At 64.3% G+C, this 14,282-nt stretch carries 13 protein-coding genes and 1 pseudogene; 4 read left to right on the top strand and 10 right to left on the bottom strand.

Translation table 11 applies throughout. The features are described from left to right. Positions 1-60: 60 nt before the first annotated feature. Entirely contained in the window at positions 61-858 is a 798-nt protein-coding gene (hisF, locus tag GC162_04120; protein ID MBI1367821.1) for an imidazole glycerol phosphate synthase subunit HisF, read from the bottom strand. Between hisF and GC162_04115 the strand changes: the two genes are divergently transcribed. Then, positions 839-2,659 carry a hypothetical protein gene (locus GC162_04115; GenBank protein MBI1367820.1) on the top strand — a complete coding sequence of 607 codons (1,821 nt, stop codon included), beginning with the start codon at positions 839-841 and terminating at the stop codon, positions 2,657-2,659. The genes hisF and GC162_04115 overlap by 20 nt on opposite strands. Before the next feature lie 40 nt (positions 2,660-2,699). Here the strand turns inward: GC162_04115 and GC162_04110 are convergent, their stop codons facing one another. Continuing rightward, positions 2,700-2,954, bottom strand: coding sequence for a hypothetical protein (locus tag GC162_04110; protein MBI1367819.1), 255 nt, complete (start codon positions 2,952-2,954; stop codon positions 2,700-2,702). Positions 2,955-3,089: 135 nt separating this feature from the next. On the opposite strand from GC162_04110, the gene GC162_04105 reads away from it, so the two are divergent. Continuing rightward, a complete protein-coding gene (locus GC162_04105; protein ID MBI1367818.1) occupies positions 3,090-4,418 on the top strand; it encodes a hypothetical protein in 1,329 nt (442 codons plus the stop codon). Between the two features lie 33 nt (positions 4,419-4,451). On the opposite strand, the gene GC162_04100 is transcribed toward GC162_04105, so the two are convergent. Both GC162_04100 and GC162_04095 read right to left on the bottom strand, forming a co-directional pair. Beyond that, positions 4,452-4,889 (bottom strand): universal stress protein, encoded by a 438-nt coding sequence (locus tag GC162_04100; protein ID MBI1367817.1) that lies wholly within the window; start codon positions 4,887-4,889, stop codon positions 4,452-4,454. Positions 4,890-4,892: 3 nt separating this feature from the next. Beyond that, complete coding sequence (locus tag GC162_04095) at positions 4,893-5,171, bottom strand: hypothetical protein (GenBank protein ID MBI1367816.1); 279 nt, start codon at positions 5,169-5,171, stop codon at positions 4,893-4,895. A gap of 256 nt (positions 5,172-5,427) precedes the next feature. Here GC162_04095 and GC162_04090 point away from each other — a divergent pair, with 256 nt between their 5' ends. After that, a complete protein-coding gene (locus GC162_04090; protein ID MBI1367815.1) occupies positions 5,428-6,780 on the top strand; it encodes a PEP-CTERM sorting domain-containing protein in 1,353 nt (450 codons plus the stop codon). Positions 6,781-6,802: 22 nt separating this feature from the next. Here GC162_04090 and GC162_04085 read toward each other — a convergent pair whose 3' ends face one another. From GC162_04085 to GC162_04070, 4 genes and pseudogenes are all read right to left on the bottom strand, one after another. Continuing rightward, positions 6,803-7,093 carry a hypothetical protein gene (locus GC162_04085; GenBank protein ID MBI1367814.1) on the bottom strand — a complete coding sequence of 97 codons (291 nt, stop codon included), beginning with the start codon at positions 7,091-7,093 and terminating at the stop codon, positions 6,803-6,805. A 968-nt stretch (positions 7,094-8,061) separates the two neighbouring features. After that, the gene (locus GC162_04080; protein ID MBI1367813.1) at positions 8,062-8,916 is read right to left on the bottom strand and encodes a hypothetical protein; all 855 of its coding nucleotides are present in this window, start codon (positions 8,914-8,916) and stop codon (positions 8,062-8,064) included. A 39-nt stretch (positions 8,917-8,955) separates the two neighbouring features. Beyond that, entirely contained in the window at positions 8,956-10,383 is a 1,428-nt protein-coding gene (gene dnaB / locus GC162_04075) for a replicative DNA helicase (protein MBI1367812.1), read from the bottom strand. A 97-nt stretch (positions 10,384-10,480) separates the two neighbouring features. Then, positions 10,481-10,522: pseudogene (locus GC162_04070) on the bottom strand (hypothetical protein). Between the two features lie 11 nt (positions 10,523-10,533). Here GC162_04070 and GC162_04065 point away from each other — a divergent pair. After that, positions 10,534-12,219 (top strand): hypothetical protein, encoded by a 1,686-nt coding sequence (locus GC162_04065; protein MBI1367811.1) that lies wholly within the window; start codon positions 10,534-10,536, stop codon positions 12,217-12,219. A gap of 71 nt (positions 12,220-12,290) precedes the next feature. On the opposite strand, the gene GC162_04060 is transcribed toward GC162_04065, so the two are convergent. After that, positions 12,291-12,836, bottom strand: a complete 546-nt coding sequence (locus tag GC162_04060) for a hypothetical protein (GenBank protein ID MBI1367810.1) — start codon at positions 12,834-12,836, stop codon at positions 12,291-12,293. Positions 12,837-12,930: 94 nt separating this feature from the next. Beyond that, positions 12,931-14,226, bottom strand: coding sequence for an amidohydrolase family protein (locus GC162_04055; protein MBI1367809.1), 1,296 nt, complete (start codon positions 14,224-14,226; stop codon positions 12,931-12,933). Positions 14,227-14,282: the final 56 nt, after the last annotated feature.

The following is a 14,282-nucleotide window of genomic DNA, read 5'->3' as shown; positions in this document are numbered from 1 at the left end:
TGCCCTTCATTGACCATTGACAAATACCTAATGCCTAATGACCAATTTCCGCTGCCTTCATCACCCAACCGCCTCAATCACCCTCACCGGAATCCCCCGTTCCGCCAGGTACGCTTTGGTCTGTGCGATGGTGTATTCATTGTAATGAAAAATGCTCGCCGCCAGCGCCGCATCCGCCCCCGCGCCGCCATCCGCCAGCGGCCTGAGCACATCGACCATATGCTGCGGCGACCCGCACCCCCCCGACGCCACGACCGGCACATCGACCGCCGCCGTCACCGCCGCGGTAATCTCCAGGTCGTATCCATCCTTCGTCCCGTCCGCGTCCATCGACGTAAGCACAATCTCGCCCGCCCCCAGTTCGACGACGCGCTTGGCCCACTCGATCGCTTCAATCCCCGTCGGCGTCCGCCCGCCGTGCGTATGCACCTCGAACACCGTCTTGCCGTCGCGCGTGACACGTTTGGGGTCGATGTTCACGACGGTCGCACATCGACCGAACCGCCGGGCGGTTTCTTCGATGATGGCGGGGTTGACGACCGCGGCGGTGTTGATGCTGACCTTTTCCGCCCCGGCTTGGATCAGCGCGGTGACGTCGTCGATCGTGCGGATGCCCCCGCCGACGGTGAAGGGCATGAAGCACTGCTCAGCCACGCGTCGGACGACATCGAGCATGATGTCGCGCTTTTCGTGGCTCGCCGTGATATCGAGGAACACCAGTTCATCAGCGCCCTGCTCGTCGTACCGCCGCGCGACCTCCACCGGATCGCCCGCATCGCGCAGCCCCAGAAAGTTCACCCCCTTGACGACCCGGCCCGCCTTGACGTCCAGACACGGAATGATGCGACGCGTGAGCATGGGAATATTTTATCAGATTTCCCGCCGGCGATGGGACTTAGATCAATCTTGGCCGATCAGGGAAAATACTGTTGCGTTCCTGACAAAGTACTGCGACAATGCGGTCGTCCGTTCCCTGAGCGGGCAGAGAAAAATTGGTTCGCGCAACGATTTCGAAAATTGGAGACGTGCCATGATTGCCAGCCGGACGCGGATGGTTTGTACTTGTTTGATGGCCCTGGGCATGGGGTCGATCGTGTCGTCTGCGAACGCCGCGGCGGTGGCGTTTGATGGGGGGACCAACGGCACTGGTACGGACATGGATAGCGGCGTTAATTGGACGGGTGATAACAAGCCGCTGACGAACGACGCGGCGATCCTCGACAGTACGTCCGTCTCAATGAGCAAACCTCTTCCCGCACAGTTGACTACGACTAGCGCCAATCAGACCTACGGCAACCTGATCTTCAACGCGACCACCAACTCGACCATCACGATTAACACTGGCACGGGCACCAATGCCACCATCACTCTGACCGGCAACGCTGGCTCAGGCGCCCTGACCGCACGCGGCGGTGACGCCGCCGACCTGCTCCTCATTGGCTCCACCACCACTTCCAACACGCTGACCTTCACCGGCAACGTCGGTGTCGGCACCGGTCGCCTCAGTCTCGTCCTCGCCAAAGACGGCAACTTCGACGTCCTCAACTCCGGCGCGGCCGCCAATGTCGGCGTCGTCGTCTCCGGTGCGTTCAACCTCGCCAAAACCGGCGCGGGCAAACTGACCCTCAGCGGGACCAACACCTTCGGTGGCTCCGGCAAAACCTTCACCCTCGCCGCCGGCACCCTCAACATCAACAACGCCTCCGCCCTCGGCAGTTCCTCCAACACCTTCGTTATCTCCGGCGGCACCCTCGACAACACCTCCGCCGGCAACATCACCACCTCCAACTATGCTCAGACCTGGAACGCCAACTTCACCTACGCCGGCTCCATCGGCAACAACCTCGACCTCGGCACCGGCGCCGTCTCCCTCGGCTCCGCCGCCGGCACGACACGCTCCGTCACCGTCTCATCCAACACCCTGACCGTCGGCGGCATCATCAGCAACGGAACCACCGCCAACTCCCTCACCAAGCTCGGCTCCGGAACCCTCGTCCTCGGCGGCGCCAGCGCCTACACCGGAACCACCACCGTCTCCGCCGGTACGCTTCGCCTCGGCGCTTCCGCTTCGCTTACCTCCGCCGTGATCGACGTCGCCTCCGGCGCGACCTTCGACGTCTCCAACGTCTCCGGCGGATATACCCTCGCCTCCGGCAAAACCCTCAAGGGCAAAGGCACGGTCCTCGGCAACATCACTCTCGCCGGCGGGTCCAACCACTCCCCCGGCAACTCCCCCGGCAAGATGACCATCACCGGAACCTACACCCAGCAGCAGAACGCCACCCTCAACATCGAAATCAACGGCACCGATCAGGGCGACCTTTCCCCCGTCGACGGCGTCGGCTATGACTTCGTCTCCATCTCCGGCGCCGCCTCCCTCGACGGCATCCTCAAAGCCATCCTCACCGATGGCTTCACCCCCACCTTCGGCTCCGCCTTCAACGTCCTGACCGCCTCGTCCATCACCCTCGGCTCCCACTTCACCCTCGACACCACCATGGCCTCCTTCGGCCCCAACTACTTCGAATCCCGCATCATCTCCGGCGGCAACGGCCAAATCCTCCAGCTCGTCGCCGTCCCCCTCCCCGCCTCCGGCCTCATGGGCCTCGCCCTCCTGACCACCATGGTCCTCCCGCGCCACCGCACCTTCCGCCATTGACCTCTCCCCTAAGGCGCGGGGACTTCAGTCCCCGCGCACCTCAGTGCAGCACGCCCCACAGTGCCGCGCCGCTCAGGATCATCAGCGCGATCATCGCGGCGCAGCCGGGCGCTTTGGCGAACTTCTCCGGCGAAGTGGCGCGCAGGCCCGCTTCGATTTTCTCCACTTCCTCTTTGGCTTCCTTGAGGCCGACGCCGGTGTGTTCGCGGTAGATTTTGATCGCCTGGATTTTGCGGCCGGCGAACAGGTCGGCTTCGATCTGGTCCAGAAGTTTCTGCATCTGCTCATCAGACATGGTGCGGCTCCGCAAGTGGTTCACAACCCCAACACGGCTCACATTACCAGCGATTTCCCGCTGATTTGGACCATGTTATCCGGTCCGCCGGTTAATGCACGCGCGAATCCGCCCGATGAAAAAGAATGAGGCGCGATGCGGCGCTTCGATCCAGGAGAAGATGCGATGTGCGAGATCAAGGGTTTTGTTTCACGGGTGGGCATCGGGCTGGTGCTGATCACGGTGCTGTTCATCAGCGCGGCCGGCTGCGCGACGTCGGGCGTCGGCGTCGGTTACTCGGCGTACGCGCGGCACGACTATGACAAGGCGCTCAAACATTGGCAGCCGCTGGCGGCGGCGGGGGACCGGGAGGCGCAGTTCTTCATGGGGGTCATGTGCTTCGAGGGCCGGGGCGTGCCGCTCGATCACGCGGCGGCGGCGGCGTGGTATCGCAAGTCGGCGGCGCAGGGTTTCGCGCCGGCGCAGAACAATCTGGGACTCATATGCTATTCAGGCGACGGCGTGACGCGCGATGTGGACGAAGCGCGGCGGTGGTACGCCGCCGCGGCGGATCAGAATTACGCGCCGTCGCAGCACAACCTCGCGGTGATGCTGCTGGCCGGTCAGTCGGGCGGGCGCGACGTGGCGGGGGCGCTGCGGCTCTTCCGTGCGGCGGCCGATCAGGGACATGCCCCGGCGCAGTACATGCTCGGCGCGATGATCGATGCGGGCACGGGCGTCAAGCCCTCGCCGCACGAGGCGGCTCACTGGTATCGGCTCGCGGCGGAGCAGGGTCATGCCGCATCGCAGCACAGTCTGGGCGTGCTCTACGAGCGCGGCCGGGGTGTGAATCAGAGCGACAGCGAAGCGGCGCACTGGTACGCGCTGGCGGCGAAGCAGGGGTACGCGGCTTCGCAGAACAATCTGGGACTCATGTATCTGTCGGGCCGAGGGGTGAAGCGCGATGAGGCGGCGGCGGCGAAGTGGTTCGCCCGCGCGGCGGATCAGGGTGTGGCGCAGTCGCAATATGCGCTGGGGTGTCTGTATCACAAGGGTCAGGGCGTCACGCAGGACGACGGGGCGGCGGCGATGTGGATCGAGCGCGCGGCGGATCAGCATCTTTCGGCGGCGCAGTGCATGATGGGCGTGATGTATCTGAAGGGTCAGGGCGTCGAAGTCGACGAGCCGCGCGCGGCGAGCTGGTTCGCCCGCGCCGCCGAGCAGAACAACGGTCGCGCCCAGTTCCGCCTCGCCCAGATGTACGAACACGGCAAGGGCGTTTCGCCCGACGCGGTGACGGCGGCGATGTGGTACCGCCTCGCCGCATCGCAGAACGATCCGATGGCGAGCGAAAGTTTCACGCGCCTCGCCAACGCCATGACGCACGACCAGACCGCCGAGGCCGACGCCTTGGCGCGCCGCTGGCTCGAAGTGCACAGCGCATCGTCGAGTCAGCTCGCGGCGTTTGGGGATGATCAGCCCTGAGCGAAACGGTGCGTGCGCGGTCTGGTTGCCGCATCATCGATTGGGCGGCACGAGCATGACGGGGCAGGTCGATTTGCGGGCGACGCCGGTGCTTATGGAGCCGATAAGCGCTTCGTAGACGGCGCCGTGGCCGTGGGTGCCGATGACGATGAGCTGGGCTTGGGAGCGCCGGGCTTCTTCGAGGATGCGATCGACGGGCGGGCCCTGCATGAGATGAGCGGTGACGCAGAGGCCCTGCTCCTTGAGCCGCGCGGCGATGCTTTGAAGTTCGCGGTGGCCCTGCTGGATGCGACTGGCTTCGCTCACCATCGCCGTCTCCAGACTCACCTCGTCGCTCGCCATCGCCAGGTCCGGCGGCTCCACATGCACGAGCACCACCGCCGCGCCGAGCCGCTTCGCCAGCGCCGCCCCCGTGTCGACCACGTGACGGGACGAAGTTGAAAAATCCACCGCGATCAGGATCCGTTCCATCGATCAACCGTCCTTTCGTGCATCGTCCGCATCACCCGACCCGCCCCATCGCCAGCGCGGCCTCTGGCCCTTCCAGAAACAGATCGCCGTCAGCACGCCGATCATCACCGCGATGAAGATCCAGAACGCGGTCAACCCGTGCTGGATGAAATACGCCGCCCCGACGCCGATCATGATAAGCCAGACGACCAGCACAGCCCATCCCTCCCACCGGGCGGGCAGTCCCCAGCCCCAGCCATAGCGCTTGGCGTAGAACCAGAATTCCGGTCGCGTGTCGTTCATGAAACCCGCCTTCGGTTGATCATAGATCGTGCCGCCGGGCGGCTGATGAATCAGCGGCGGCCGCTTCGGTGTCCGTTCCGGATCCCGCCCGTTTTCCTCAAAATTGGCTTGAAATCCGTGATATTTGTCATTCTTTCCAAATTTTCGCAAACTTGTCTTGATGACGCCGACGGATGCCGTTAGTATCCGCCTGACGGGACAAACTGCCGGGACAAATCGCCTTCCTTTGTTGAACCTATCCGTCGGGAGATTCGCCATGACCACCGCCGCTCGTTGCTCGAACCGTTTCGCGCTGATCGCCGCTTTGTTGCTGGCTTTGATCAGCCGCCACGCCTTCGCCGTGTCCAAGGCCTTCACCGTCCCCATCGACGAAAACACCCACTGGGTCTTCCTCCACTCCGGCACCGAGACGGACTTCCAAGGCGTGTTGACCTCGTTCGGCCCGTTCGTGCAGGACATCATCTTTCAGGCCACTAATCGAACCCTCTTCGGCCAGCAGGCCGACCTCGCCCTGACCGTCGACCAGCCCAGCTTCTACGTCTCCAACGCCGATGGACTTTTCGACATCGTCGGCGGCGACCCCGATGCGTCGCATGACTTCACCCACTTCCTCGATCCCCATCCGTTCACTTCGACCCAGCTCATCCCCGAAGGCGGCTCGATCCATTTCATGGGCCAACTCGAAGGCGAGAACGAAATCCCCGATGAATTCGGCGGGGGATTCGAGACGTTCGCCGGATCATTCGATCTGACCATCTCCTATCTGGGCCGCGAAAAGGTCACGACCCCGCTGGGCGTCTTCGGCACCGACAAGTTCAAGACCGTCGAAGTCATCTCCTACGTCGACAGCGGCGGCGACAAAACCACCGAAACCGGCACGACCTTCAACTGGATCGTGCAGAACCAGGGCATCATCAAACGCACCGAGTCGTACGTCGACGAGTACGACTTCGGCAATGACGGGTCGATCGACGGCATGGACTCCGCGACGGATTTGTTCGAAATCGTCAGTCTGACCGGCGACACCGTGCCGACCGATCCGCCGAGTTTCATGAAGCCGCAGTACACCTCGAACGGCGGGGCGACGCAGGCGGCGGTCAACGATGCGCTCGACGCCGTGGCGGCGTCGGCGACGAGCACGCCCTTCACCGGCCCGCCGGCGATGGGCACGGCGTTCGGCGTGGTGTCGTCGCTGGTGCAGCTTGCCGATGACGATGTGCAGGCCGCCGTGCATGCCCTCGAAGCCGACGGCGCTTCTCCCGAGCAGGCCTTCGTCCGACTCGAAATTCACTACGACGAAGCGTCCCTCGCCGCCATCGGCCTCTCCGAATCGCAGCTCGCCCCGTACTGGTGGGACGATGTGCATGACAAGTGGGTCGTCGTCGGCACCACCATCGACGGCCAGGTCGGCGCCGGCATGCTCGCCGTGAACCCCGAAGACGAACAGCACATCGGCTACTACGGCATCGACTTCGACAATGACTTCATCTGGTTCAACGTCAACCACGCCTCCCTCTACGGCCTGCTCACCCCCGCCCCCGAACCGACGACGCTCATCCCCTTCGCTGCGGGCCTGCTCCTTCTCAAACACCGCCGTTCGCGCCGATAGCCGGGCCGCGACGCGGCCCCGGTCATTGCCCCAGGTCGCCGCCGCCCAGCACAAAGATGCAAACAAGTATGGCGGGCAGCTCGATCGAGTAGATCGCCATTGTCGCGGCGACGAGCGAGATGCATCTCCACCACTCCGGCAGTCCCAGCCGGATGCTGAAGACGATCGCGCCCACGACGGGCGCAATCGTCACGAACCCGACGATGAAAAAGTCGTATCGATGAGGCGTCTGATCCCACACCGCCAGCGGCAGCAGGCACCACGGTGCGACCATGCACACGATCCACCATGTCCATTGCCTTTTCCGTGTCATGATCCCTGCGGACTCCGCGCCGGCGTGCCTGTCGTGAGCTTGTCGAACGACCCACCCGCCGGGGCATTCTCATGTCAATTCGCACACCGCCCGGCCTTCACACAGTTTCGTAGGTCCGGGCCTGCCCGGACCAATTGACGAACCCGTATGCATCATAGGTCGGGGCGTGGATTGGCGGCGGACATTTCATTCGCGTCGTGCCTCTTCATGGCTTTCGTGTCCGGGCTGGCCCGGACAACATCTGAACCGGACCTAGGTGACTGCGCCGCAGAACACGGCGCCGACCAGCAGCCGCTTTCCGCGCCGGTGGTCGCGGCTGCGGGGTTCGTTCAAACGTTGAAGCCGTTTGCCTTCGATGATCATGCTGATGCCGAGCATGATCAGCAGGGCAGGCATCAAGAGGTCGATCATCACAGAGACCCCGAAAAATTGGTTGCGTCCACCGGACCGCTTGTTCGTGATTGGTGATATCAGATCATCGCGCCGTGCTCAAGTTCAATTTTGACCATCGAATTAAAACCCCGGGCTGAGGGCAGCCCGGCTCGGACTTGCCGCGCAAAACGGAAGTTGATCGTAAGCCGCGGGGAGTCGGAGCCGGCGTGCTTGTCGTGAGCTTGTCGAACGGCCCTCACGCGGGGGTGTGGGTCGAAATGGGATGTCGCAGAGGTTGGCGCATCGTGGTGTCGCTTTTCGCGCACGGGGATGGCGAATCGGACGCGACGGTGCGCATGAGTTGATATAAGTCGTGGAAAGGCGCGCATGGGGGTGACGGAGCCGGTCGCGCCGGTGCGCACGGGCGTGCGGAGGCGCGCGTTGTGACGGCGTGGTGCGCGAAAAGGTGCGATTTTGAGATGGGAAGGGGGGCGCACGGGGAGGGCGAAAAGCGGTGGGGTTGCCGCGCCGGTGCGAATGGGGATTTGACGTGGGGGGGTCCCGCCTCGCTGAAGCGAGGCGGGCCGGGGGGTGGGTTATTCGAAGCGTGGGCGGCGGGCCCAGTGCATTTTTTCGGCGAGGGTCTTCCAGTAGCCGGAGTTGGGGTTGGCGATGACGTTGAGGCGTTTGGGGTAGGCGCGGATGGTGAGGACGGAGCCGGCGTGGAGCGGGGCGGAGACCTGGCCGTCGAGGACGACGGTTGTGCCATCGTTGACGCGGAGGACGCGGAGTTGGATGAGGTCTTCGGTGGACAGGACGGTGGGGCGGAAGGAGAGGGTGTGCGGGCAGACGGGGGTGACGACGAGGGATTCGACATCGGGGGCGACGATGGGTCCGCCGGCGGAGAGGTTGTAGGCGGTGGAGCCGGTGGGTGTGGCGACGATGACGCCGTCGCCGGAGAAGATATTGGCGGCGGCGGGGCGGTGGTCGGGGTTGATGGTCAGTTCGAGTTCGATCATGCGGTAGGGCGGGCCGGCGGTGACGACGCAGTCATTGGTGCCCAGGGATCGGAAGTGCGGCTTGTCGGCCCCAGTTTCGGTGATGGTGGCTTCGAGCATGACGCGTTGACGAGCGGGGAGCTTGCCGGCGGCGATGTCGTCCCATCGATCGCGGACTTCGTCGAGTCGGAAGGGTGCGAGGAATCCGAGTTTGCCGAAGTTGACGCCGACGACGGGGATGCCGGCGTCGACGATGCGGCGGGCGAGGCCGAGCATGGTTCCGTCGCCGCCGAACACGACGGCGAGGTCGGCTTCGTGGGTGATGGGGTCGGTTTCGTACACGTCCAGTTCGCCGACGATGTGCGCGCGGCCCTCGAGGAACGGGCGGAATTTCGCCAGGGCCTTGTGGACCTCTTCCTTGTTGAGATTGGCGATGATCAGGACGCGTTTCATGGCGGATAGTCTACGCGGGCTGATCGGGATGTGCGAGGGCTACTCGATGTCGCTGTAGCCGCGGGCGAGATTGTTGAAGCGCGTCGTCTTTCCGTCGAACTGGAGGGGGACGGTGCCGGTGGGTCCGTTGCGCTGTTTGGCGATGATCAGTTCCGCCACGCCGACTTTGTCGGGGTTTTCGGCCCGCCATTCGTCATCGTGATGGTAATAGTCTTCGCGGTGGAGCATCATGACCACGTCCGCATCCTGTTCGATCGAGCCGGATTCGCGAAGATCGCTCAACATCGGCTTCTTGGACTCGCGGCCCTCGGGGTTTCGATTCAGCTGCGACAGACAGATGACCGGGACATTGAGTTCGCGCGCCAGCGCCTTGACGCCGCGGCTGATCTCGCCCACTTCGTTCTGCCGGCTCTCGGCGCCGGGGCTGGTCATCAATTGCAGGTAATCGATCATGATGGCCTTGATCTGATGGCGCGAGTAGAGTCGGCGGGCCTTGGCGCGAAGCTGAAGGACGGAGAGGCCCGGCGTGTCATCGATGAACATCGGGGCGTCGGACAGCTCGCCGCCGGCGGACTGGAGCCGGCCGATGTCGTCGGCGTTGAGCATGTTGCGACGCATGCGCTGTGCATCGACGCCCGACCGCGAACTGAGCAGACGCTCGGCGAGCTGCTGCTTGCCCATTTCGATGCTGAACACCGCCACGGGCTGACGATTATCCACGGCGATATGCTCGGCGATGTTCAAGGCCAGCGCGGTTTTGCCCATCGACGGGCGAGCCGCGAGGATGATCATCTCGCCGCGCTGAAGCCCGCTGAGCATTTCGTCAAGCTGGTAGTATCCGGTGTGCAGCCCCGTGATCGACCCGCCCGCTTCGCGACGCGCCTCCAGTGCCTCGAATGTCTGATGCACCAGATCGCTCAGCGCCGCCGCCTCGTCGGTCGTGGCGAACTGCGCGATGTCGAAAATCAGCTTCTCGGCCTTATCAAGGATGAGGTTCGGCGGCTCGGCGGACTCGTAGGCCTCATGCAGAATCGTCCCCGCCGCATTGATGAGCCCGCGCAGCTTCGCCTTGTCGCGCACGATCCGCGCGTAGTGCGGCGCGTTCGTCGACGTCGGCACCGACTCGGCGAGCTGCACCAGATAATCGATCCCGCCCACCGCTTCGTCCGCCTGCCGGTCGCGCAGACGCTGCATGAGCTGCACGAGGTCGATCGACTGGTGCTGGTCGTAAAGCTCCAGCAGGCATTCGTAAATCTGGGCGTGACGCGGCTGATAGAAATCAGCGGGGCTTTTGATGGCCTGCATCACCTCGCCGACGATGTGCACGTTCTCCGTCCCCGCCATGATCAGCGAACCGATCAGACTCATCTCCGCTTCGATCGAGTGCGGCGGAAGCTTGTCGAAAAGCTTGCCGATCTCAATGCGCTGCGGTTCGAAATGTTGGCGCGTCCGTGCGAGGCGTGTCATGGGGAGCGTTATCCATCCGTGGTGATTTGATGTCAATCCGGGACGACCCTGTGCAATACCTGTCGGTATCGCATCGCTCGATTATAGCGCTGCACATTCAAGTGGATCGCGCGGTACAATGGGGTGACCTTGCCGTACAGGGAGCTTTTCATGTTGCGTGTCCGTAACGCCCTGCTGATCGTGCCGCTGCTCATCGCCGCCGCGACGGCGCAGATCAAGAGCGGCCCGATCCACGATCCGCTCACGCCCGAGCCGCCCAGCAAGCAGATCAAGAGCGGGCTCGCCGACCCGCTCACGCCGCCGAATCTCGACGACGCCTCGCCCGGCGACGCGCCGGCGGGGGCCAACGCGACGGGCGATGCGACCGACCCGAACCTCTTCGTCGTCTCTAATTCGCAGGAGGCCGCGCTTCTGGCCCGCATGCGCAAGGCCATGTTGATGCCCGGTCCCGCGGCCGACGAAGCCGCGGTCAAAAAGCAGCTCAACGACCTGGCCGATGATGCGTCGCAGCTTGCGATGATCACCCAGACCGGCCCGCTGCATATGCACGCCCTGTCGATGCAGATGCAGGCCCTGTACGCCATCGTCCAGCGCTGGCCCGCCGACCCGGCGGTCGACCGATCACTGTCGCGCCTGCGCTCCGCCGCGCGTCGCACCAAGGCGCTCGATCAGCCGGAGGCGGCGGCCGTGGGCGATTTCTGGCTCCTGACCGCGGACCTTTTTGACATCAATCGCTCGGGTCTGACGCTCGACGAGCGCCGCCGTCAGACGCAGCAGTTGTTCGACGGTTTCCTCGAAGAGCATGGCACCGGCGCGACCTCCGACGCCGTCCGCGCCATGCTCGCCCAACTCAATCCCCCGCAGGCGCCCGCACCTCCCGTTAGCGGCAGCCGCGAAGCGGCGCCAACACCCGCACCAACGACACCGCCCCCGACGCCCACCCCAACCCCCGCCCCCGTGACGCCCCCCGTCACCGGCGCCAATCAAACCGCCGACCTCGGCCCGATGCCGCCCAAGCCCGTCGCCGCCCCCGAAGCCGCCGGCCCGATCATCACGCCCGCCTTCGAACTCGGTGACAAAAAACAGGAAGGGCACGTCACGACCGTGATTCTCCGCTCGCGTTTTCAGCCCGGTGAAAACACGCTGCGCATCCTCACACCCGACAAACCCTTCGACGCCGCCAAGCCGATGCGCGTGCTCTTCGTCCTGCCTGTCGAGGCCGGCCGCGGCGAACAGTTCGGCGACGGGTTCACCACCGTCCAGCGCCTCGACCTGCAAAGCAAGTACAACCTGCTCGTCGTCGCGCCGACGTTCACCGCGCTGCCCTGGTACGCCAATCATCCGTCCAGCGCCGACCTGCAGCAGGAAAGCTACATGGTCAAGGCCATCGTCCCCGCCGTCGATGAGCTTTATCCGCAGGCCAAGCAGCGCCTGCTGCTGGGCTTTTCCAAGAGCGGTTGGGGCGCGATGAGTCTGGCGATCCGCTTCCCCGATCTGTTCGACGCCGCCGCCGCATGGGACGCGCCGCTCATGAAGGAAGCGCCCGACAATTACGGCATGGGCCCGATCTTCGGCACTCAGCAGAACTTCGACCTCTACGCCCTGCCCCGCGCCTTCCGTGACAAGGCCCGTATCCTCCACCGCCGCGAACGCCTCGCCCTGCTCGGGTACGACCATTTCCGTGACGACATGCAGCGGGCGCACACATTGCTCGATCAGCTTCAGATCCCCCACGAATTCGCGGACGGCCCGGAGCGCCGCCACCACTGGGACTCCGGCTGGGTCGAACAAGCCGTCGAAATGCTCATCAAAATCGCTGATCAACCCCCCATGTAAAGCCGCGACCGCCGGTCGCGCTCCGCCAAACGTGGACAACCCTACAAAGAGCGCGACCGCCGGTCGCGGCTTTACACGTCGGGCATTCGCATGGGGGTCACCCATGCGTACGGCCGCGCTCCGACACCGCGACGGATGTTGTGGCGTTCGATGTAATCGACGATGTGATTCCAATACGCCGCGTCGTACACGAATGAGCACCATTTGCCCTTTGCCCAGATCGGTCCGACATGCCGCGTGTGCTGATGCACCGCCTTGGTCGTCTGATCCGCGAGCCATTTCGTCGTGCGGTCGATATCCGTCCCCGAATACGTGATCAGCAGATGCGTGTGCGTCGGTTCGATCGAAGCGGCGGCGATTCGCCACGGCGACTCCTCACAACATCGCGCGATGGTTTGCGACACCCACAACAACATCATCGCGTCGAGCCGAACCGGCGGGTGCTTCATGCGCTCCGCCGCCATGCGCTGCCGCACCGCATCGCCGGCATGCAAAACATGGGGCTCGACATATCCGATCTGTTCATCCCACGCATCCGACCAATGCCCGCGCTCATCACCCGGCAGCCACAACCCATAACCGGATTTGACGACGTGATAACCCAATGTCCGCGCCATGCGTGACTCCCTGTAAAGCCGCGACCGCTGGTCGCGCTCCGCCAAACGTGGACAACCATACAAAAAGAGCGCGACCGCCGGTCGCGGCTTTACATCATCGAATGCGATCCGCGTCGCGATTCATCTTGATCTTCCCGCCGACAATCGTCGCGATCGCGCGCCCGGTCACGTTCCATCCCCCGAACGGACAATTGCGCGACTTGCTCTCGAACGCGTTCACATCAATGGTCCATGTCTCTTTCGGATCGATGATCGTCACATCCGCATCCGCTCCCTCGGCGAGCGTGCCCTTGCCGTGCAGCCCGCACAGCTTCGCGGGATTGATCGTCATCATCGCCAGCATCGCCGCCCAGTCGATCGCGCCCGAGTCGATCAGCGCCAGGGCGTAAAGCGGCAGGGCGCAGTCCAGGCCGATGATCCCGAAGGGGGCGCTGGCGAATTCCAGTTCCTTTTCCTCGCGCGTGTGCGGGGCGTGGTCGGTGGCGAGGATCGTGATGACGCCGTCCTTGATGCCCTTGATGATCGCCTTGATGTCCGCCTTCGTCCGCAGCGGCGGATTCATCTTCGCGTTGGTGTCATACTCGGCACAGGCGTCCTCCGTCAATAGCAGATGATGCGGCGAGGCCTCGGCGGTCACGGGTTGGCCCGCCTTGCGCGCCCGGCGGACGATGTCGACGCCGCCGGCGCTCGTCAGATGCTGCACGTGATACGCGCAGCGGATCGATTCGTTGAGCATCACGTCGCGCTGGATGATCAGTTCCTCCGCCACCGCCGGCCAGCCGCCGAGTCCCAACCGCGTCGCCAGCAATCCCGCGTTCATCACCCCGCCCTTGGTGAGCGACGGCTCCTCGCAGTGCTGCATGATCGGTCGGCCGGTCGTGGCGATGTAGCGCAGCGCCTTGGCCATCACCGACGCGCTGGCCACCGCGATGCCGTCGTCGCTGAACGCCACCGCGCCGCTGCGCGCCATCAGGTTGATCTCCGCCAGCTCCTCGCCCTTGCGGCCCTTGGTGATCGCGCCCACCGGATACACGTTGCACAGGTCCGCCTTCGCCGCCTGCTTGTAGACGAATTCGATGCGCCCGTCGTCGTCGAGCGCGGGCCGCGTGTTCGGCATGCAGCACACGCTCGTGAACCCGCCATGAACGGCGCTGGCGGCGCCCGTGGCGATCGTTTCCTTTTCCTCCTGCCCCGGCTCGCGGAAGTGCACGTGCGGATCGATCAGGCCGGGGCTCACGAGGCAGCCCGACGCGTCGAACACCGGACCGGTCGGCTTGGCCACCTTGCCGATTTTGGCGACTTTTCCAGCCGAAAGCGTGATGTCCGTCACCGCGTCGAGGCCCGACGCCGGATCAATCACGCGGCCGTTCTTGAGGGTCAATGTCGACATAGAGCCGGTAGATTAACCGCAACGCCCCGTTTCACCAAAGGCGGGGGCACTTCAGT

This window comes from Planctomycetota bacterium (assembly GCA_016125255.1).
Lineage (GTDB): Bacteria > Planctomycetota > Phycisphaerae > Phycisphaerales > Zrk34 > RI-421.
The sequence above is the reverse complement of the archived record's forward strand: the minus strand, read 5'-3'. Positions and strand labels throughout refer to the sequence as shown.

Coding starts and splice junctions, on each gene's coding strand:
- GC162_04055 (MBI1367809.1), bottom strand. CDS start 14,226: ATGTCGACATTGACCCTCAAGAACGGCCGCGTGATTGATCCGGCGTCG.
- GC162_04065 (MBI1367811.1), top strand. CDS start 10,534: ATGTTGCGTGTCCGTAACGCCCTGCTGATCGTGCCGCTGCTCATCGCC.
- GC162_04110 (MBI1367819.1), bottom strand. CDS start 2,954: ATGTCTGATGAGCAGATGCAGAAACTTCTGGACCAGATCGAAGCCGAC.
- GC162_04100 (MBI1367817.1), bottom strand. CDS start 4,889: ATGGAACGGATCCTGATCGCGGTGGATTTTTCAACTTCGTCCCGTCAC.
- GC162_04115 (MBI1367820.1), top strand. CDS start 839: ATGATGCGACGCGTGAGCATGGGAATATTTTATCAGATTTCCCGCCGG.
- dnaB (MBI1367812.1), bottom strand. CDS start 10,383: ATGACACGCCTCGCACGGACGCGCCAACATTTCGAACCGCAGCGCATT.
- GC162_04080 (MBI1367813.1), bottom strand. CDS start 8,916: ATGAAACGCGTCCTGATCATCGCCAATCTCAACAAGGAAGAGGTCCAC.
- hisF (MBI1367821.1), bottom strand. CDS start 858: ATGCTCACGCGTCGCATCATTCCGTGTCTGGACGTCAAGGCGGGCCGG.
- GC162_04085 (MBI1367814.1), bottom strand. CDS start 7,093: ATGACACGGAAAAGGCAATGGACATGGTGGATCGTGTGCATGGTCGCA.
- GC162_04060 (MBI1367810.1), bottom strand. CDS start 12,836: ATGGCGCGGACATTGGGTTATCACGTCGTCAAATCCGGTTATGGGTTG.
- GC162_04095 (MBI1367816.1), bottom strand. CDS start 5,171: ATGAACGACACGCGACCGGAATTCTGGTTCTACGCCAAGCGCTATGGC.
- GC162_04090 (MBI1367815.1), top strand. CDS start 5,428: ATGACCACCGCCGCTCGTTGCTCGAACCGTTTCGCGCTGATCGCCGCT.
- GC162_04105 (MBI1367818.1), top strand. CDS start 3,090: ATGCGGCGCTTCGATCCAGGAGAAGATGCGATGTGCGAGATCAAGGGT.